This window comes from Halomonas alimentaria, from assembly GCF_009902005.1.
Classification (GTDB): Bacteria; Pseudomonadota; Gammaproteobacteria; order Pseudomonadales; family Halomonadaceae; genus Halomonas; species Halomonas alimentaria.
Map to the genome: position 1 here is coordinate 991,187 of NZ_WUTT01000001.1, position 20,725 is coordinate 1,011,911.

The 20,725-nt window shown below is 57.2% G+C and carries 13 protein-coding genes; all 13 read left to right on the top strand.

Annotation, left to right across the window (positions count from 1 at the left end):
* Positions 1 to 8 precede the first annotated feature (8 nt).
* On the top strand, positions 9 to 3,728 hold the full coding sequence (gene brxC, locus GRB96_RS04755) for a BREX system P-loop protein BrxC (protein WP_161430980.1): 3,720 nt from the start codon (positions 9 to 11) through the stop codon (positions 3,726 to 3,728).
* An 83-nt stretch (positions 3,729 to 3,811) separates the two neighbouring features.
* A complete protein-coding gene (locus GRB96_RS04760) occupies positions 3,812 to 4,465 on the top strand; it encodes a MarR family transcriptional regulator (RefSeq protein ID WP_161430982.1) in 654 nt (217 codons plus the stop codon).
* A gap of 3 nt (positions 4,466 to 4,468) precedes the next feature.
* The gene (locus GRB96_RS04765) at positions 4,469 to 5,173 is read left to right on the top strand and encodes a hypothetical protein (RefSeq protein WP_161430983.1); all 705 of its coding nucleotides are present in this window, start codon (positions 4,469 to 4,471) and stop codon (positions 5,171 to 5,173) included.
* Positions 5,173 to 5,871: a protein phosphatase 2C domain-containing protein gene (locus tag GRB96_RS04770; protein ID WP_161430986.1), complete on the top strand. Its 699-nt coding sequence runs from the start codon at positions 5,173 to 5,175 to the stop codon at positions 5,869 to 5,871. Before GRB96_RS04765 ends, GRB96_RS04770 begins: the two co-directional genes overlap by 1 nt.
* 37 nt (positions 5,872 to 5,908) lie before the next feature.
* On the top strand, positions 5,909 to 9,580 hold the full coding sequence (gene pglX, locus GRB96_RS04775; protein ID WP_161430988.1) for a BREX-1 system adenine-specific DNA-methyltransferase PglX: 3,672 nt from the start codon (positions 5,909 to 5,911) through the stop codon (positions 9,578 to 9,580).
* Between the two features lie 79 nt (positions 9,581 to 9,659).
* A complete protein-coding gene (locus tag GRB96_RS04780; protein WP_205743491.1) occupies positions 9,660 to 11,756 on the top strand; it encodes a GTPase in 2,097 nt (698 codons plus the stop codon).
* A gap of 17 nt (positions 11,757 to 11,773) precedes the next feature.
* Positions 11,774 to 13,486 carry a GTPase gene (locus GRB96_RS15795; protein WP_161430990.1) on the top strand — a complete coding sequence of 571 codons (1,713 nt, stop codon included), beginning with the start codon at positions 11,774 to 11,776 and terminating at the stop codon, positions 13,484 to 13,486.
* Positions 13,487 to 13,700: 214 nt separating this feature from the next.
* On the top strand, positions 13,701 to 16,331 hold the full coding sequence (pglZ, locus tag GRB96_RS04790; RefSeq protein WP_161430992.1) for a BREX-1 system phosphatase PglZ type A: 2,631 nt from the start codon (positions 13,701 to 13,703) through the stop codon (positions 16,329 to 16,331).
* A 69-nt stretch (positions 16,332 to 16,400) separates the two neighbouring features.
* Positions 16,401 to 18,488 carry a protease Lon-related BREX system protein BrxL gene (gene brxL, locus GRB96_RS04795; RefSeq protein WP_476729746.1) on the top strand — a complete coding sequence of 696 codons (2,088 nt, stop codon included), beginning with the start codon at positions 16,401 to 16,403 and terminating at the stop codon, positions 18,486 to 18,488.
* A gap of 50 nt (positions 18,489 to 18,538) precedes the next feature.
* A complete protein-coding gene (locus GRB96_RS15800; protein WP_338074050.1) occupies positions 18,539 to 18,757 on the top strand; it encodes a BPSL0761 family protein in 219 nt (72 codons plus the stop codon).
* 61 nt (positions 18,758 to 18,818) lie between these two features.
* A complete protein-coding gene (locus GRB96_RS04800; protein WP_170293767.1) occupies positions 18,819 to 19,055 on the top strand; it encodes a hypothetical protein in 237 nt (78 codons plus the stop codon).
* 85 nt (positions 19,056 to 19,140) lie between these two features.
* Positions 19,141 to 19,794: an antitoxin Xre/MbcA/ParS toxin-binding domain-containing protein gene (locus GRB96_RS04805; RefSeq protein WP_161430994.1), complete on the top strand. Its 654-nt coding sequence runs from the start codon at positions 19,141 to 19,143 to the stop codon at positions 19,792 to 19,794.
* Positions 19,795 to 20,015: 221 nt separating this feature from the next.
* On the top strand, positions 20,016 to 20,585 hold the full coding sequence (locus tag GRB96_RS04810) for a hypothetical protein (RefSeq protein ID WP_161430995.1): 570 nt from the start codon (positions 20,016 to 20,018) through the stop codon (positions 20,583 to 20,585).
* Positions 20,586 to 20,725: the final 140 nt, after the last annotated feature.

A 20,725-nucleotide genomic window follows, 5' to 3' on the forward strand; every position in this document is an offset into this window, starting at 1 on the left:
GATCGGACATGCGTATCCAGGACCTCTTCCAGAAACAACTGAACCGCCCCATCAACGGGGTGGTGAAGGCCGACCAGAAGGACCGCGAGACGGTCTACCAGGAGCTCGACGAGTACGTGGTGACCAACGAGCTGGAGAAGCACTTCCGTGCCTTCTTCGAGTCCTACGCCACGCCGCTCAGTGATCCCTCCATCGCCAACCGGGTCGGGGTGTGGATCTCGGGCTTCTTCGGCTCAGGTAAGTCGCACTTCCTCAAGGCGCTCTCGTACCTCTTGGCCAACATCGAGGCCGAGGATGAGGCCGGCAACCACCGCCGCGCCGCCGAGTTCTTCGACGAGCACAAGCTCCACGATCCGATGATCCGCGCCGACGTCACCAAGGCGGTACAGCAGCCGGCCGATGTCATCCTGTTCAACATCGACAGCAAGGCGAGCTCCAACGACGGCGGCAACCCGATCCTCAACGTCTTCCTGCGGGTGTTCAACGAGTACCAGGGCTTCAGCGGCGATCACCCGCATATCGCCCACATGGAGCGCCACCTGGCCCAGCGCGGCGTGCTGGAGCACTTCAAGGCGGCCTTCCAGGAGGCCAGCGGTATGGTCTGGGAAGAGGAGCGCGACGGCTTCCAGTTCTATCAGGACGACATCGAGCAGGCGATCAGCCAGGCGCTGGATCTCTCCCCGGAGGCGGCCCACAAGTGGTTCGAGGATTCCGAGGAGACCTTCAGCGTTTCAGTGGAGAACTTCTGCCGCTGGGTAAAGGAGTACCTGGACGCCAAGTCGCCGACCCAGCGCATCGTCTTCATGGTGGATGAGGTGGGTCAGTTCATCGGCAGCAACACCCGCCTGATGCTGACCCTGCAGACGCTGACCGAGAACCTCGGCACCATCTGCGGCGGTCGCGCCTGGATCGTGGTCACCTCCCAGGCTGACATGGACGCCGTGCTCGGCGAGATGACCGCCGCCAAGGCCAACGACTTCTCCAAGATCGCCGGGCGCTTCAAGACCCGCCTGTCGCTGTCGAGCTCCAACTCCGAAGAGGTGATCCGCAAGCGCCTGCTGGCCAAGACCCCAGAGGCCACCGGCGAGCTGGCCCAGGTGTTCGAGGCCAAGGGCGCGGTGCTGCGCAACCAGCTCACCTTCGACCGCTCCGGCCCCACGCTCAGGAATGTCGACGGCGTGGAGAGCTTCGTCGCCAACTATCCGTTCGTTCCGTACCACTTCCAGCTGGTCCAGAAGGTCTTCGAGGAGATCCGCAAGGTCGGTGCCACAGGGGCCCACCTGGCCTACGGCGAGCGCTCCATGCTCGACGCCTTCCAGATGGCCGCCAAGGCGGTGGGGGATCAGGAGGTCGGCGCCCTGGTGCCGATGCACAGCTTCTACCGCGCCGTGGAGGGCTTCCTCGATACCGCGGTGAAGCGCACCATCGACCAGGCCAGCGAGAACGCGGCGCTGGATGATTTCGACGTCGAGATCCTGCGCACCCTGTTCATGATCCGCTACGTGGATCTGGTCAAGGGCACCCTCGACAATCTGGTCACGCTCTCCATCACCCGCATCGACGACGACCGCCTGGCGATCCGCGAGCGCCTGGAGGGCACCCTGTTGCGCCTGGAGAAGGAGAGCCTGGTCACCCGCAACGGCGAGGAGTACCTGTTCCTCACCAACGAGGAGCGCGACATCACGCGCAAGATCAAGGCCACCGAGATCACCAGCAGCGACGAGAACAAGCTACTGGCCGAGATGATCTACAAGGACCGCCTGCGCGACCGCAACAAGTACCGCTACCCGCTCAACAAGACCGACTACACCATCGGCCGCTACCTGGACGGCCACACCATCGACGGTCGCTTCCAGAGCCAGCTGCGCGTCGAGGTGGTCTCACCGCTGGATATCGATTACACCCAGAGCTTCTCCCCCCAGAGCGGCGAGGCGGGCTGCATCCACCGCAGCAACGAGAACCAGGGCCAGGTGCTGATACGACTGGGCGACAACAAGGACTTCTTTGACGACCTGCGCACCTGCCTCAAGACCGAGAAGTACATCCGCCTGAACGCCGCCTCCGGCGACAGCAGCGTGGAGCGTATCCTCGCCGACCGTGGCCGCGAGAACCAGGAGCGTCGCAAGCACCTGCTGGTGCGCCTGGAAGACATGCTGCTGGAGGCCGACGTCTACGCCCTGGGCCAGAAGCTCGACATCAACCGCAGCAATCTGAATACCCGCCTCGACGACGCCTGCCAGTACCTGCTGGAGAACACCTACAGCAAGCTCGGCTACCTGCAGGTACTCACCCCCGACCCCATGCGCGAGCTGGTCGCCGTGATGACCGCCGACGACATCGGCCAGCAGGCCATCGAGCTCGACGGCGAGGAGGGCAACCCCCAGGCGGTTCGCGAGGTGGAGCAGTACATCGGCCTGCACGGCGGCGAGCCGGTGCCGCTCAATCCGCTGCTGGAGCGCTTCAACAACCGCCCCTTCGGCTGGCCGGTGGAGGAGACCCTGCTGATCCTCGGGCGGCTGTATGCCGTGGGGCGCCTGACCTTCCACACCGCCGGCCCGGCACTGCCCGGCAAGGAAGCCTTCGAGCTGCTCAACAACAGCCGTCGGCGCAGCGAGGTACGCATCCAGAAGAAGCGCCAGACCGACGACGCTGTGCTGCGCCAGGTGCGCAACCTCACCAAGGACCTGTTCACCAAGCTCGGGCCCTCCAGCGAGACCGAACTCTACGCCTTCTACGTCGAGCAGTTCAGCGCGTGGAAGAAGGACCTGGAGGCCTACCGCAGCAAGACCGAGGTGGGCCGCTTCCCGGGGCGCGCCGCCATCGACAGCACCCTCAAGGAGGTCGAGCGCCTGCTGCGCATCGACGACAGCTTCGACTTCTTCAAGGCGGTGGCCGAGCAGCAGGAGGATCTGCTCGATCTCGAAGAGGAATACCGCGACCTCCACGAGTTCTTCACCAAGCAGCTCACCACCTGGAAGCAGCTGGACCAGGCGCTGACCCGTTTCCAGCCCAACCGCCCGGCGCTGGAGAAGGCGCCCGAGGCGAAGGCGGCACTGGTCGAGCTGGACCGCATCTACGCATCCGAGGCGCCCTACGGAATGCTGCAGAAGGTCGCCGGGCTGATTCACACGGTCGACGAGACCAACACCAAGCTGTTGGAACAGAAGCGCGAGCACGCCATCGGCCGGATCGACCAGCGTATCGCCAACGTCAGCGCCGAGATCGTCAAGAGTGGCATCGGCACGCCGGAGCTCAGCAATCGCCTGCTGCGCCCGCTGCAGCTGCTCAAGCAGGACATCGAAAGCGCGGCCAGCATCGCTCAGATCTACCTGCTGCAGGGCGATACCGCCAACGACCGCGAGCAGGAGAGCCTCGACGAGCTTCACCGCGAACAGCAGGCCGAAGCCGAACGCCAGCGCGCCGCCCGCGAGAAGGCGAATAACGCCGGCAAGCCCGACTGGGATGCCAAGCCTGCCGGCGAGGGCGGCTCATCTCAGGGCGACGGTGGCCGCGATACCGGCACGCCGCCCGGTGAAGTGCGCGAGTCTGCGCCCACCCAAGTCGCCGCACCCAAGCCGGTGGCCAACGTCAGCGTGAGTCAGGTACTCAGCCGCACTCATGAAGGGGTCTACCTGGAGAGCCAGCAGGAGGTCGATGCCTTCCTCGATGCCCTCAAGCGCGAGCTCGATGACGCCATCCAGGCCAACAAGCGCATTCGTCTGCGCTGAGCGATTCTCCTTGACAATGGAATGGCACTTCATCAAGCCTGTCCCGTGTCCTAGGACATGGGACATGACGCCTTGGTGACACTATGAAAAGTCAAGATATCGGCCTGCTTTTGAAGCTGGTAGCCCTGAGGAGCAGGGAGGGCCATGGCCACGACACTCACGCCGGCAAGGGGGCAAAGGCGCTTCCCGATGACTGGCGGGACTGGGCGCTGGATGACGCCGACAGCGACTTGCGCCAAGAGAGTTTGCCTGGGCTCGATGACGATCAGCTGCTGGCTCGCTATAGCGTGCGGGCCTTGGCCGAGGAAACCGGGATCAGCAAGAGCCAGGTAAGCCTGGCCCTGCAGCGCTGTCAGGAGGTTGGCCTGGTTCGCAAGGAGCGTAGCACCGGCGTGCCGCGCGCCAATGCCCGCGCCCTGTTCGATTTCATCGTGCATGGGGTGCGCTATGTATTCCCGGCCAAGCCCGGCGAGATCACCCGCGGCATTGCGACGACCTTCACCGCACCGGTGCTGGAGGGCCGGCTGTATAGCTCGGGTGAGCTGCCGATGGTGTGGCCGGACGCCCGGGGCAACAGCAAAGGCCAGGCCATCGAGCCGCTGTTCAAGAGTGTGCCCTACGCGGTACGTCGCGACCCCGAGCTGTACGCCATGTTGGCCCTGGTCGATGCCATCCGACTGGGCCATCCCCGCGAGAGCAAGGTCGCTGCCGAGCGGCTGGCCGCGTACCTGGAGTAACCGATGAGTCTCTTCGACGATCAATGCGCCATGTTGCGGCAGGTAGCGGAGGCGCTAGGGGAAGAGTTGCGGGAGCAGGTTGCCTTCGTCGGGGGCTGCACAACCGGGCTGCTGCTCACCGATGCGTTCACCCGCGAACAGGTACGCAGCACCGACGACGTGGATCTGATCATCAGCGTCATGACCTACGCGCATCTGCACCGCTTCAAGGACGCGCTGAAGACCAAGGGGTTCAAGGAGCCCTCCTCGATGGACGAGGACATGCCCATCTGTGCAATGAAGCTCGGGGAGCTGCGCGTCGACCTGATGCCGGACCATGACGAGGTGCTCGGCTTCAGCAACCACTGGTACCCCTTGGCGCTGCAAACGGCAAAGCCCGTCTCATTGGGCGGGGATCTCACGATTCGCGTGGTCACGCCGCCGCTGTTCGTCGCCACCAAGCTGGAGGCCTACAAGGGGCGCGGCGAGGGTGATCCTTTGTCGAGCCACGACATCGAGGACATCCTCAATCTGGTGGATGGCCGCCCCGAGCTGCTCGACGAGGTGCGGTCCGCCGACAGCGCACTCCAGGCCTACATTGCCGCCGAGCTCAGCGAGCTCCTCGGGAATGATGATTTTGCCTATGCCGTGCAGAGTCAGGCCGGCGACCCGGACCGGGAAGCGCTGCTCTTCGAGCGCCTGGAGATCCTGGCCGGGGAGCGGGGCTGATGCGAGCCCGCTGGTTCAGCCAGCAAGGCCGTGAGCGCGCCTGCAACAGCGATGCCGCAGCCTTGGGTCAGCAAGGTCAGCACCTGTTGGCGATGCTGGTCGACGGTGCGGAAAAAGGCCCCCGAGGCGCCGAGCTGGCTCGGCACTGGGCCGATGTCGTATTGCAAGCACTGGCCGAGGCATCTACTCGCTCACCGGCGGCGGTTCATGCGCGCCTCAAGCAGGAACAGGCCAAGCTCCGTCACGGTTTCCTTCGCGATATCGCCAGCTACTGCATGGTCAGCCTCGATCTGGAGACGCTGGCGACCCAGGTCTGGCACTGTGGCGACTGCCGGGTAGGCCTCCGTCAGCAGGCTGAGACGCGCTGGCTGACAACACCGCACATCCTGGCGCAGCAGCCCGGCCTGCTATCCCCATGCTCACCTGAAGAGCAGGACCGGCAGGAGCAGCAGCTGACCCGCTGCCTGAACGCCAGGCGTTTCAGAGCCCCCGAACACCACGTTTTCTCGCTACAGCAGGGCCAAACCCTGCTGCTCAGCACCGACGGCTACTGGCAGGAACACCTTGAAGCAGGCACCCCACGGCACAGCCTGCGGGACGATGCCAGCCTTCTCACCTTGCCGGTCGGGTCCGCACCGCTTGATCACATCGACCAGGCGTCGGATACCGACAACCTCAGGCACTTTTCACTCGCATGATCACGGCGCCACAATTCAGCGCCGACAGGAATCCAGCATGAACACAGGGAACATCAAGAAGTACGCCCCCAAGGCGCGTACCCGCTTTATCGAGACCATGACCCGCCAGGCCGCCCGCTATGGAATCACGAAGGGCCATGTAGCGCCTGCCGAGGTGCGCGGCGACGTGATGCTGATCAGCGCTCTGGACGGCCAGACCCATAGTTTCCCCAAGGCGTTGCGCGGCCCCCGCGAGGCGCTGGCCAAGTGGGTGACCCAGCTCGGCTTCGAGCAGGCCATGGAGCAGGCCGCCTACAGCTGGTTCAACCGCCTGTGTGCGATCCGCTTCATGGAGCTCAAGGGCTATCTGGATCATGGCCGGCGGGTACTCTCCCACCCGGACCACGAAGGCGGCTTCCAGATCCTCGATGACTGCCTGGAGATCGACCTTCCCGGGCTGGATACCGCCCGCGTGCGCGAGCTCAAGCTCGACGGCACCCAGGATGAAGCCCTCTACCGCGAGCTGCTGCTGGCCCAGTGCCACGCCTTGCATGAGGCCATGCCGTTCCTGTTCGAGCCGCTGGACGATGCCAGCGAGCTGCTGCTGCCCGACAACCTGACCAAGACCGACTCGCTGATCCGCGAGCTGGTGGAGGCGATTCCCGAGGAGGACTGGCAGGACGTCGAGGTGATCGGCTGGCTCTACCAGTTCTACATCGCCGAAAAGAAGGACCAGGTGATCGGCAAGGTGGTGAAGAGCGAGGACATCCCCGCCGCCACCCAGCTGTTCACCCCCAACTGGATCGTTCAGTACCTGGTACAGAACTCCGTGGGCCGCCAATGGCTGCAGACCTACCCGGACTCCCCCCTCAAGGGCCAGATGCCTTACTACATCGAGCCCGCCGAGCAGGAGCCCGAGGTGCAGGCCCAACTGGACGCCATCACCGCGGCCAGCATCGACCCCGAGACCATCAAAGTGCTCGACCCCGCCTGTGGTTCCGGCCATATCTTGGTCGAGGCCTACAACGTGCTGAAGGCGATCTACGAGGAGCGCGGCTACCGTTCCCGGGACATCCCCAAGCTGGTCCTGGAGAACAACCTGTTCGGCCTGGATATCGACGACCGCGCCGCCCAGCTCGCCGGCTTCGCGCTGCTGATGAAGGCCCGCGAAGACGACCGTCGCATCTTCAGCCGAGGCATTCGCCTCAACGTGATGGCCCTGCAGAGCACCCAGCACCTGGTTGCCAGCACCCTGTGGCGGGACCTCAACCTCACCGGTGACTGGCACCAGGGCCAGTCCCAGAACCTGTTCGAGGGCGAGCAGAAGGAGCTCTCCAGCAACGACAGTACCTACAAGGCCATCGTCGACCTGATCGAGCGCTTTCAGGACGCCAAGACCTTCGGCTCGCTGATCGAAGTACCCAATAGCTTTGAAGCCCCGCTCAAGTCCCTGCTGGAAGTGCTCACCGAGCTCGCCGACAGCGGCGACACCATGCAGAAAACCGCTGCCAAGCTACTGATGCCAGTTGTGCAGCAGGCGTGGGTATTGGCGCAGCGATATGAGGCGGTGGTGGCGAACCCGCCCTATATGGGCAGCAAGTACCAAACGCCAGTGGTAAAGAAATACCTGAAAGACGCGTACAAAGGATACGAAAAAGACCTCTTCTCCGCTTTTATCGTACGCAACCTAGCCTTTGCCAAAGACCATGGCCAGCTGGGCTTTATGACGCCATTTGTCTGGATGTTTATCTCCAGCTATGAACAACTCCGTAAGCGTTTAATCGAAGAAGACGTCATCACCAGTTTGATTCAGCTGGAATATTCGGGCTTTGATGGCGCAACGGTGCCAATCTGTACCTTTACACTCAGCAAAGGGCATGTCGCCAGCTATACCGGCAGCTACATTCGGCTATCAGACTTTCGAGGTGCGGTAAATCAGGGGCCGAAAACGCTGGAAGCTATTCAGAATCGAGAGTGTGGCTGGTTCTATGAAACTAAGCCGGATGATTTCAAGAAGATTCCGGGGAGCCCAGTGGCTTATTGGGCCCCGGAGCATATCTTCTCCGCATTTAAAGACGGCATTTTGCTAGGAGATATGGCGCCAGTTAGAAAAGGTATGGATACTGCAAATAATGACCGCTTCCTCCGGCGATGGCACGAAGTCTCAACTAACAACATTTGTTTTGATGCACAGAGTTCTCAAGAAGCCGATGATAGCCAGAAAAGATGGTTTCCTTACAAAAAAGGCGGTGAATTCAGAAGATGGTACGGAAATAATGAATTTGTTTTGAACTGGAAGAATAATGGCAAAGAAGTGAAAAGCACTGGAAGAGCTTCTATTAGGAGTAGCTCTTTCTTTTTCAAAAAGTCCATCACATGGACTGCCACAAGCTCATCTTATTTTGGGGTTAGGCATTGCGATCATGGACATATATCGGATTGCAAAGGATCAGCCGTTTATCCCAATGATGATAATCATTATCTTGTTTTGGCTTATCTCTCAACATCTCTAGTCAACGATACCTTGGCAATTCTCAATCCTACTATCGAGACTCAAGCTGGAAATGTTGCGTCTCTCCCTTTTCCTGCTAAAGTCTATTCGAATGAGAGAGTAAGAGGTGAGCTTAAAGATTTGGCTTACTCGGCAGTAACAATCAGTCGAAATGATTGGGATTCTGATGAAAGGTCTTGGGACTTTGTTGGTAACGAGATCGTTTTTTCCGCATTTAATAAAAGTTCAAAAAAGATAAGCTTTGACTGGAAAAATTTGAGGGATATAGTTGAATACAAAACTTGCGAACTGGCTAAAATAGAGAAAAGGGTTAACGAATTATTTTTAGATAGTATTGGGTCGCCGCAGGGGACTGAAGCAGAGCCACCGAGATCTGCAATCACTTTGTTTAATAACCCAGACTACTCTGTAGGCGACACTGATAAAAATCCATGGGAGATTTTAAAGAGTTATAAAACAGCGCAACTGTTATCTTATTCTGTCGGATGCATGATGGGCCGCTATTCGCTGGACGAGCCTGGTCTGATTCTCGCGAGCCAAGGCGAAACCATCGGTGACTATCTCGCCAAAATTCCCGAACCTAGCTTCGCGCTAGATAAAAATGCCATCATTCCACTGACCGACCAAGAGTGGTTCCCCGACGATGCTACCAACCGCTTCCGTGACTTCGTTCGTACCATCTGGGGTGAAGAACACCTGCAGGAAAATCTCGATTTCGTGGCCGAAAGCCTCTGCCTGCACGCCATCAAGTCCAAGAAGGGTGAAGCCGCGCTGGACACCATCCGCCGCTACCTCAGTACGCAGTTCTACAAGGATCACCTGCGCACCTACAAGAAACGCCCCATCTACTGGCTGTTCAGCTCCGGCAAACAGAGAGCCTTCGAATGCCTGGTCTACCTGCACCGCTACAATGAAAGCACTCTCGCCGAGATGCGCACCGACTACGTGATCCCCCTCACCGAGAAGCTCGCTGGCTACGTCGAGAAGCTAGAGCAGGACAAGGAAGCCAGCGCCTCCGCCGCCGAAGCCAAGCGCATCGAAAAGGAGCTGAGCAAGCTCTACAAGCAGCAGGCCGAGCTCAACACCTTCGACGAGAAGCTGCGCCACCACGCCGACCAGCGGATCTCACTAGATCTGGATGATGGGGTGAAGGTGAACTACGGGAAGTTTGGGGATTTGTTGGCGGAGGTAAAAGCCGTAAGTGGCAAAGATGCATAGTCCGCTTTTCGACTATCAAGAGATCTAGAACTTGACCAACCATACACACTAAACACCACGAGGAACGAGGTTGTTTGCGGTGACAGCATATCAAAAATACCTGGCATCTCTGGATAGTTGCCGCACTATAGCGAGCAGTGAATATCAGGCATCTCAAGAATTCCTTGGCCGCTGCGACACTTCTATGCACGACTTAAGCAAAGAGCTTGAGCGAGTCGTAGATTATGCAAGCGGCTCTTTAGCTACAACCAGCGAACTTAAGCTCGGGCTTCAAAGAATTAAGGGCGACCTGGATAAAGAGCATACAGTATTAGAAGATAAGCGGAACCAAAGCCTAAGTAATCAGAAAAAAAGATTAGGCTATTTCAACGTCATGTTGTTCGGAAGAACTATGGCAGGAAAAAGCACAATACGAGAAGCAATTACTTTTGGTGATGGAAGCACGATAGGTAAGGGGGCGCAAAGAACCACACGAGATGTGAAGGAATATGAGTGGAATGGGTTGCGAATTATTGACACTCCTGGGTTCGGAGCTTATGGAGGGGAGGAGGACACTGAGATAGCAAGAGAGATACTAGAGCTTTCAGACGTGGTTCTATTTCTTCTCAACAGCGACAGCATTCAAGATACAACATTTACCGAGCTTGAGCATGTTTATAAGTTAAACAAGCCTCTCATATTCGTCATGAATATGAAGAAAGATCTAGAGAGTGATGGCAATAGGCGTAGGGCACTTAAGAATCCAGATAAATACATATATAAAAATGAAGTTATAGAAGGTCATATTGATAGATTAAAAAATTTAGCCAGTAAAGTGGGCATGAATCCCGGCAAAATAAGCATAGTGACAATACATGCCCAAGCTGCTTTTATTTCCAACAACCTACAGGGTGAAGAGTCAAGGCAGCTGCACGAGTTAAGCAATATAGATTTTCTTTTAAAAAAACTTCAAGCTGAGGTTGAAACAAGCGGACCAGCAAGGCGCGTACAAACATTCCTAGACTTTACCCTTCATCACATAGACACACAGAGATCTATACTTCTTAGCCAGCGTGACAGACTTGAAGCATTGCTAGAGCAGTATGAGTCAAGCTTAGCCAGGGTGTCTCAATGGCAATCTAAAGTAGAGCGTGACTTGCCAAAAAGGCTCGATCAAGAAGTTGGTTATGCATACAAACCCCTTGTTAATTCAATAGCTGATTTCGTTGATGATCATATTGAAAGCAAGGATCCAGGAGCTCAATGGGATATACACTGCAAAAAATTCAATATTTCTGACAAGATCGAGAAAACAACTAAAGGAATAATTGAAGAAGTATCGGACGAAATTAATGAATTCCAAAGAGAGATGAAGGAGAATATCGATGTTTCTTTAGCGTTCGAGGTTTCACACACGGGAGAAGGTTTTAACGAAGCAGACTACAGAAGGATAAATGGATGGGGCGCAGCTATAACATCAGTTGTTAGCTCAGTTGCATTTTTTAACGCCTGGAACCCGGTAGGCTGGGCTGCAGCTGGAATTGCTATTGCGTTTGGTATTTTCTCATTTTTCTCTGACAGCAGAGATAAAAAGCTAAAAGAAGCTAAAGCAAAGCAAAGGAAGGCATTGCTAAAAGAGGTTGAGAAAAGCAAAAATAAAATAAAGAAAAGTCTCAAGATTTGGTTTAAAAAGGATGTCGAGCAAGGCTTGGTCCAACCATCCAAAAACAACCTCTTAGTGCTTTGCAATTCTATACAGCAGATATCTCAAAATCTTGAGAAAAAAGAAGAAAGTATCAACAATGTAGCCCAGGAGATAAATGTTAGGCTCCTGCACAAAATTTCATACATAATAACGAGGGAGTATTTTAAAATCCCAAGGATAAAAAAAATAGTCAGAGTGCCAGGTTATGCATGCTATTTTATGGTTGATGGTTACTTCAGAGATGCCGCCTTGCTAAGGTCGATGGGGCTAACGATGAGGGAAAATGTCCGAGTAGTATATGACAAGGATTTAAAAAGCAAAGTGTCGCACCTATATAAAGGCGTTATCGAAGAGGTGAATGTCTTAGATGAGAGAACTGTTGAGGTGGCTGTCAAGGCTGAGAATGTAGGAAAAGCTATAGGCAAGGACCACCGAAGAGTAAAAATGGTCGCTGCTATTTGCGAATGTGAGATTAAAATTGTTACTTGCTAGTTTGAGGAGAGGTAGTTGTGTCTGATATTTCTTATAATGTTTTCAACAGCAAGGTAAAATCGCTTGGTGAGCGCGTATATAAACTTCTACGCGATACCGACGGCGGCATTGGGCTACCTGGTTTTAATGAAGATTTCTCACCCCTTAGCATAGTTTTTGCCGGCCAGTACAGTGCAGGTAAGTCCTCATTAATAAAGATGCTTACGAATGATGATGGCGTTAAAGTTGGTGCAGGCGTTACAACGGATTCGGTTGCAGAGTATCGTTACAAGTCTATTTCAATTTGGGATACACCAGGCATTTTAGCTGGACAGTGTGAAGATCATGATGAAAAAGCTATTAGTGCAATTGATGGTGCGGATCTCATTGCCTATGTCATAACTAATGAGCTGTTTGACGATGTCGTAGGCTCTTCTTTTCGTAACCTTTGTTTTGAGAAAGGTCGAGCCAATGAGATGATGATAATAATCAATAAATTCGAGAGCGACTCAGCCAGCAAAGAGACTAAGCTATCTGCAATAGCTCCAGTGTTAGAGCCCAAGATACCTGAGGATTTTTCCATTGTCTTTACTGATGCGGAATCTTATTTCGATGGTTTGGATGAAGATGATAAGGAAGAGCAGGAAGAGCTTTTAGCGATTTCTAATCGTGAAGGGTTTATTAAAGAGATTGATGATTTTGTTGCAAGGAAAGGGATTTACTCTAGACTTACCACCCCTCTTCAAGAGTATCAAAACAAGCTTCAGGAAAAGATTGATAGCTTGACAATTGATGATCCCTTGAGCAGGGGTGTGGTTAGCATGCTTTCTCAGTATAGGAGGGTGTTTAATAATAATAAGCGAGACTATCAAAAGAAAATTAGAGCGATCCTAGACGAGCTTGATGTTTGTGTAATAGAAAACGGCAACAAACTCGCTGATTCGCTAGGTAGTGACACAGAGGAATTTCAGAGAACTCAGGAACAAGCATTGTATGAGTGTGAAAAGATTACTGACTCTGCAATGGAGAAAATTAAAGATGTTTCTCTAGAAACTATAGAGGACTTAGAGAAAGAGCTTGATGATCTTTCTTCCACCCCTGCTGCCAAGAAGGTTATGCAGGCGTTAAAGGAAGCGAGAGAGTTTGACCTCCGGTCAGGTGAAAATAGCCTTGATGGGTTTTCTCACGATGATCCAATACTGTTAAATAGTGTGCTCACTAAAGGTCTTTTAACATCAGCAGAAAAAGGCTTTTCTGCTATTTCTAAAAGTGCAATAGGGGCTTCGGGAAGAACGGGGTTGGGAGGAGTTTCAGGAAGCCAGCTTCACGACATGGTAAAAAATGTTGGGAAGTTTTTTGACTATAGTTTTGGGCCATGGGAGGCAATTAAAATTGCTGACAAGATAGGTAAAGGCGCAAAGTTCCTTGGCCCGGCAATGTCTGTCTTAGGTGTTGGCTTGCAAATAGTTGACGACTATCAAAGAGCCGAGAAGGAGAAGAAGATCCTGCAAGTAAGGCGTGATATCCGTAAGAATTTTCGGGAGTATTCGAAAAGCACTCGAGATGCTTTTGAAACGCAGATATCAAGCTTTATTTTTACTGCATTCTTGAGCCCAGTTGATGCAATTGATACCTCTTTGGAAGAGATTAGAGGTCAAGCTGAAAAAAACTCGGGCCTTTCAAGTGAAATGGCATCTCTTCTTACTGAAACCAAAGCGCTTCGTGATGAAATCCAAAGTGCCTATGAATAAATTATTAATCCCCGGTTTTTTCGGGTGTTGCTTACTTTATCCATAAGTGAAAGACCATAATCTTTATGAAGTTCTCGGCGCATGATGAAAGCTGATAGCAAATATGATTCGTGATTACTATGAGAGCTGTAAGCTAATGGTGCTTGCCTGTACCGTTAAGCGAGTGTCGGGCTACTTCAATTCATCGACTATGCCCGATCGGCAAGGAGGCTAGATGCAGCTCAATCAACTCCAGCAGGGGCTTCAAAACGCTTTTTTCGCTGACAGTCACCGCTTGGTCTTCTGGTACGACGCCCCTGGCCACTTTGCCGATGTGCTGAATGAGCTGGCCCTGGATGGCGTGCAGATCTTCAATATGGCCGGGCAGTCCACCTTCGGGGTGAAGCTGCGCCTGGAGCTGGAGGAGCCGGAGACACCGACGCTGCTCTACTTCCCTTACGCCGAGCCGGCGCCGGAGGATGACTGGCTGCTGGACATCAAGCTCTACTCCGGGCGCTTCTATGCCGACCAGCTGTCGATGACCTTCAACGAGCTGGGGCTTACGCGGCACGTGCTGCGTGAGCATCTTGCAAAGCGCCAGGCCTTCCTGGGCGCCCGCAAGCGTGTTGAAACACTCAAGCGCCTGGTCACACCGGAAATGGACGAGGATGGCCTGGATCTGGCCATGTGCGCCGCCGTGGTGGGCGCGCCCGCGGGCGATATCGCCACGTTGCTGTTCCATCTTGGTGATGAGGCGGTGGAAGAAGAGACAGGGCTGGAGGGCAATCCCTCCTCGCTGGAGGAGATGGCCAAGTACGCCCTGGTGCCGAGCCTGGTGCGGGCCCTGCAGCTGGAGGTGGGCTATCCCGCTACCCAGGCGGAACTGAGTGGCGAGGCGCCACTGTCATTCGGGCAGCTGATGCTGCGGCTGCTGACCACCGGCTACTGCGAGAGCATCTCCGAGATCCCTGATTGGGCACAGAGCCATGCCATCGCCTCGGTGAACGCCCGGGCCACCTCCCGGGCGCTGCTCTCACGCTGGCGGGACAGCTCGCGCTTCTACCCGGGCTTCGATGTGATCTCCGGCTGGGTGGCTGAGGCGCTGCGCATCGAAGACAAGATCCGCGACGTGCCGCTGGAGCGGCTGGCCAACGTGGCAACTTTTGAAGTGGTCGAGAGGCAGATCATCGTCGATCTGTGCCTGGCCATCCCCCAGGCCGACGTGCGCGACCTGGAGATGTTCCGCGGCATCATCGCCGAGCGCCTGGACGGCTACTGGGCCTCGCGCCACAAGAACGACGAGCGCCGCGCACGTTATCGCCAGCTCTACGCCGCCCTGAGTGCCGCCATCGATCTGTTCGCCCTGCGACAGCAGCACCTCAACGGCTTCCACTACGAGAGCGTCGAGGCGCTCTACCACGCCTACAGCACCGAGCTCTACCGCTTCGATACCGCCTACCGCCACTTTGCGGTGGCCTCCGACAACACCGGGGTGGAGCTGCTCAAGAAGCTCGACGAGGCGGTGGAGCGCTGCTACGACGAGTGGTTCCTGGGCCAGCTCACCCGCAACTGGAGCGAGCGCATCGACGCCGAGGGGCGCCTGCACGACTGGAAACTGTCGCGCATCCCCAACCAGCAGCACTTCTTCCGCGACGTGGTGCGCCCGCACCTGGACGCCCATCGCAACAAGCGCCTGGTGGTAATCATCAGCGACGCCTTCCGCTATGAGGCGGCCGAGGAGCTGCGCGAGCGCATCAACGCCAAGCGCTACAGCGAGGCCACCCTGAGCAGCCAGCTCGGTGTGGTGCCCAGTTACACCACCCTCGGCATGGCCTCGCTGCTGCCTCACCGTGAGCTCAGCTACCAGCCCGGTAGTGACAGCGTGCTGGTGGATGGCAAGTCCAGTCAGGGCACCGAGAACCGCAGCCAGCGCCTGAGCGCCGCCGTGAGCGGCCAGGCCATGGCCGTGACCGCCGATGAGGTAAGGGGCTGGTCCCGCGAGCAGGGCCGCGAGGCGATCAAGGGCATGCAGCTGGTCTACGTCTACCACAACGTGGTGGATGCCCGGGGGGATACCGCCAGTACCGAGAGCGAGACCTTCGCCGCGGTGGAGGACGCCATCGAGGAGCTCGATTCGCTCACCCGCAAGATCCTGATGCACCTCAACACCAGCACCGTGCTGGTCACCGCCGATCATGGCTTCCTGTTCCAGCGCAGCAAGCTGGACGCCACCGACCGCACCAGCCTGACCGAGAAGCCGGCCGGCGCCTTCAAGAGCAAGAAGCGCTATGTGCTCGGGACCAACCTGCCCGACAACGCTAGCGTGTGGCACGGCCATACCCGTGAGACCGCCGGCACCACCTGCGACACCGAATTCTGGATACCCAAGGGCGCGCACCGCTTCCACTTCGTCGGCGGCGCCCGCTTCGTGCATGGCGGCATCATGCCCCAGGAGATCGTCGTGCCGGTGCTCACCGTCAAGCAGCTGCGCGGCGAGAAGGTCGAGAAGCGCACTCGCCGCAAGGTGGATGTGATCTCGCCCAAGGCCTCGCTGAAGATGGTCAACAACATCCAGCGCTTCGAGCTGCTGCAGACCGAGGCGGTCAGCGAGCAGCTCAAACCCATCACCCTGGCGGTGGCCATCTTCGAGGGCACCGAGGCGGTCTCCAGCGAAGAAACCGTGACCTTCGACAGCACCAGCGACAACATCAGCGAGCGCATGAAGTCCGTGCGCCTGTCGCTGTCGGGTACCGACTTCGACCGCAAGCGCGATTACTTCCTAGTGCTGCGCGACAAGGACCTGCAGACCGAGCTTGAGCGGTATCGGGTGGTCATTGATCTGGCTTTCACCGATGATTTCTTCTAAGCCAAGGGCCCGGCTCCGCCGGCCGCTCAAGATGGCATCCTGTCACCACCGTACCCTGGAGCCTCTGGCGTGACTTTCAGCATGGACAGTGAACCGCAGCCCGATATGCCACCTCACCCCGCCGCGGAGCAGGAGAGCGACCTCGACACCCTGCTCAACACCCACTTCGCCGGCCGGGTGGTGCGCAAGGACCTGACCCAGCGGGTCAAGGAAGGCGCCAACGTGCCGGTCTACGTGCTGGAGTACCTGCTCGGCATGTACTGCGCCACCGACGATCCGGAGGTGATCGATGAGGGCCTGAAGAACGTCAAGACTATCCTCACCGACAACTACGTGCGCCCCGACGAGGCCGAGAAGGTGAAGTCGTTGGTCCGCGAGCGCGGCAGCTTCAAGGTGATCGACCGGGTGACGGTGCGTCTCAACGAAAAACAGGACTGCTACGAGGCCGCGTTCAGCAACCTGGGGATCAAGGATGCCGAGATCTCTGCCGGCATCGTCAAGGAGCACGAGAAGCTGCTGGTGGGCGGGATCTGGGTGATCGCCACCCTGAGTTACTACCACGAGGAGGGCCAGCGCGGCTCGCCGTTCGGGGTCAGCCAGCTCAAGCCGATCCAGATGCCGCACATGAACATGGAGGAGCTGTTTGAGGGGCGCCGTGGCTTCACCACCGACCAGTGGCGAGAAGTGCTGGTGCGCTCCATCGGCATGGAGCCCGCCGAGCTGGACGCCGAGGTGCAGTGGCACCTGTTGGCCCGGATGATTCCGTTTGTGGAGAACAACTATAACGTCTGCGAGCTGGGCCCCCGCGGAACCGGCAAGAGCCATATCTACAAGGAGTGCTCGCCCAACAGCATCCTGGTCTCCGGTGGCCAGACCACCGTGGCCAACCTGTTCTACAACATGAGCTCGCGGCGCATCGGCCTGGTCGGCATGTGGGACCTGGTGGCCTTCGACGAGGTGGCCGGCATCTCGTTCAAGGACAAGGATGGCGTGCAGATCATGAAGGACTACATGGCCTCCGGCTCCTTCGCCCGCGGGCGCGAGCAGATGGAGGCCTCGGCGTCCATGGTGTTCGTCGGCAACATCAACCAGAGTGTCGAGTCGCTGGTGAAGACCAGTCACCTGCTGACCCCGTTCCCCGACGCCATGATCGACGCCGCCTTCTTCGACCGCTTCCACGCCTACATCCCGGGCTGGGAGATCCCCAAGATGCGGCCATCGTTCTTCACCCAGCGCTACGGCTTCATCGTCGATTACCTGGCCGAGTTCTTCCGCGAGATGCGCAAGCGCAGCTTCGCCGACGCCATCGACCAGCATTTCCGTCTGGGCGACAACCTCAACCAGCGTGACGTCATCGCCGTGCGCAAGACCGTTTCCGGCCTGCTCAAGCTGCTCTACCCGCATGGTGAGTACCAGAAGGAGGACGTGCGCCAGTGCCTGGAGTACGCCCTGCAGGTGCGCCGCAGGGTGAAGGAACAGCTCAAGAAAATCGGCGGCATGGAGTTCTACGACGTCCACTTCAGCTACATCGACAAGGAGACGCTGGAGGAGCACTTCGTCTCGGTGAAGGAGCAGGGCGGCGGCGGGCTGATTCCCGAAGGGCTCGGCAAGCCCGGGGTGGTGCATACCATCGGCCTCAGCGACAAGGGCATGCCGGGGGTCTACCGCATCGAGCTCCAGGTCACCGCCGGTAGCGGCAAGCTGGCCATGTCGGGGCTGTGGAACTCCACCTCGGCCAAGGAGCAGGTCAAGATGGCCTTCGACTACTTCAAGGCCAACGCCAGCCGCATCAGTGGCTCCAGCAAGGTGCTGGAGCACGACTTCCACCTGCATGTGGTCGACCTGCAGAACACCGGGGTGCTGCGAGATCTTGCCCTGGCCAGCCTAGTGGCCTTCTCCTCTGGGCTGCTGGGCAGGCCCACGCAGAGCCAGATGGTGGTGTTGGGCGACATGAGCCTGGGTGGCAGCCTCAAGCCCGTGGAGAACCTCGCGGAGTGCCTGCAGGTGGCCTTTGACGCCGGTGGCAAACGGGTCACCCTGCCCATGGCCAGCGCTGCGGATATCCCCACGATTCCCGCCGAGCTGTTCACCAAGTTCCAGACCAGCTTCTACGCCGAGCCGGTGGATGCCGTGGTAAAGGCGCTGGGGGTGGAGTGACCGTACTGCTGCCGCCGTACACGAGCTGAAAGGGGGAGGTGCCGATGACCATGCCATCTGAACGCACACGCGCCGTGATTCACGCTGGGGAGTTTCTGCAGAGGCTTTCGCTGGATGCCTCCCTCCCTGAATCTGTCCGCCGCCAGGCGAGGGGGTTGCTTCGTCACTACCCGTCTCGGGAAGAGACGCTACACGCCGGCCAAGTGGAAGAGCAGCTGACCGTGGGAACTCTCTTCCAGCCCACCTTCAGCTCCTCGATAGACGAATAGGCTGGCTCGACGCTGCAACGTCACCCGGCGCCGCTCGCGCCGCCAACCACGAGACACCGCCATGAGCACTGAACCCGAGCTGATCCAGAGCCCCTTGAGTCAGACCATCACCCGCGATGGCCACACCCTGCAGGTGGATATCTACCGCCTGGAAGAGGAGGTCGACTGGCTGCTGGAAGTCGTCAATGAGGAGGGCACCTCCCATGTATGGGACGACCGCTTCGCCACCGACCAGGCCGCCCTGGACGCAGTGCATGAGGCGATCGATGAGGAAGGCGTCGCTGCGTTTCTGGACTGATGCTGGTACCCGTCAGGGAGCAACGGTAGTCCGCGTTGGACATGGGCTACCCTGATAGCCAAATCATCCGCTGGGTAGCCACCCCATGACACAGCCCTCACACCTCCCTTCAGACCCGCTAGCCCGGATTTTTGCCTACCGGACCATCGACCTACGTGACCGCTTCCCCCAGCCTCTGGAGAGCTTCCGCGAGGCGCTGGAATGCCTGCAGAGCGACCGTTCCTACATGGCCGCCATGAGCGGCGAGATCATCGCCTACCTGCGCGGTGGTTACTCTCTGACCATCCCTGATGAGTTCTTCATACACCGCAGCGGTGAGATCGACGCCACTCTCGTGCCGCCTGAAGAGAATGACGCGGTGTGCGCGAAGGTTGAGGCGTGGCTGCGAGAAAAGCTCACGCGACCCGATGTCGACACCACCAAGTCTGTTCCCGCGGAGGAGCGGCCTTATTCCCTCGATCAGCTACTGGCACAGTGCGACCCACAGGCTCCACACCCCGATGAGCTACAAGCCTGGCAGAACATGCCCGATGTGGGTCGTGAGATCGTGGATGCGCCTACCGAGACTGACATCTGGCAAGCCGCCGAGCGACTGCTTGAGAGCCGAGAAGGTGCCGAGCGCTGGATGACGAGCCCAGAAATTGCGCTTCGAGGGCGCACTCCGGCAGATGTGATGGTGGAAGATCCTCAGCGAGTTTATGACCTTATCATGCGACTGGAGTATGGGGTGTGTACATGAGGGAAAGTCCGCTATCGACCCAAAGCGGCCATGCCGGAAAAGGCAGCAAGCGCGTTTATTGGTGTTATGCAGCCACGTTGACGAAAGTGCACATAAAAATCAATGGGTTGGTGTGCAGGTATAAGAATGTTGAACGCGCGTGATCGTTCAAGTCAATAAACGAGCATGCTGTCTAATACCTGTTAGGCACAAATTCAGGAAATCTCATTCGCAAGGCTACTATGAAATTTTTATATGAAAACTGGAACTGGATTTCGAGTAATGCATGGGTTGCAACTGGCTTTGCACTTCTGTTTTTTGGACTAGGCTGGGGGTCCGCGCGGATTCTTTATCACGAACGCTTGGAGCTTCTCAAGGCAAAAAGCGGTTCGGCTGAGTCCCAGCCACCATCAACTTCTTTCACCTATCCGCAGTTCGGTAGACACGGGAAAAATGTTCTTGCCAACACGACCACCAACGTGGTTGCGGAAGAGTGGGTATCGCTGCGAGCAGAAATTCCAGTCAACTCTGAGCTACATGTGGAAATGTGCGGGCCGCAGCCAGAATACCTAGATGACACAGAAGGATCTTGGATGTACTCGATCGGGCATGTCATAAACTGGACAGCTAGCGAATATGACTTTAGCAATGGTGGCAAACAATGCTTTGACGCCGAGGGAGGGATAGCGGACATGAAGCTACGCTTTACCAGAGCTGGGGTCGTCAAAATCTCAGCTTACGAGGGTGGGGCTCAACGCGTGACTTGGGAGCGGACGTTTAACGTTGTTCAGGCCAGGAGCAAAAATGCCTAACAATACGCGCCAATTCGCACACTTCGTGTGCCGGACGCTCGCAAGCTCGCGCCGTTGCGCTTTGCGTTGAGCAGAAGGAGCTGAAAAGTGCTGATTCTCAAATTAACGGTCGTGCCGCTGTTCATCGCCGCCGTAACGCT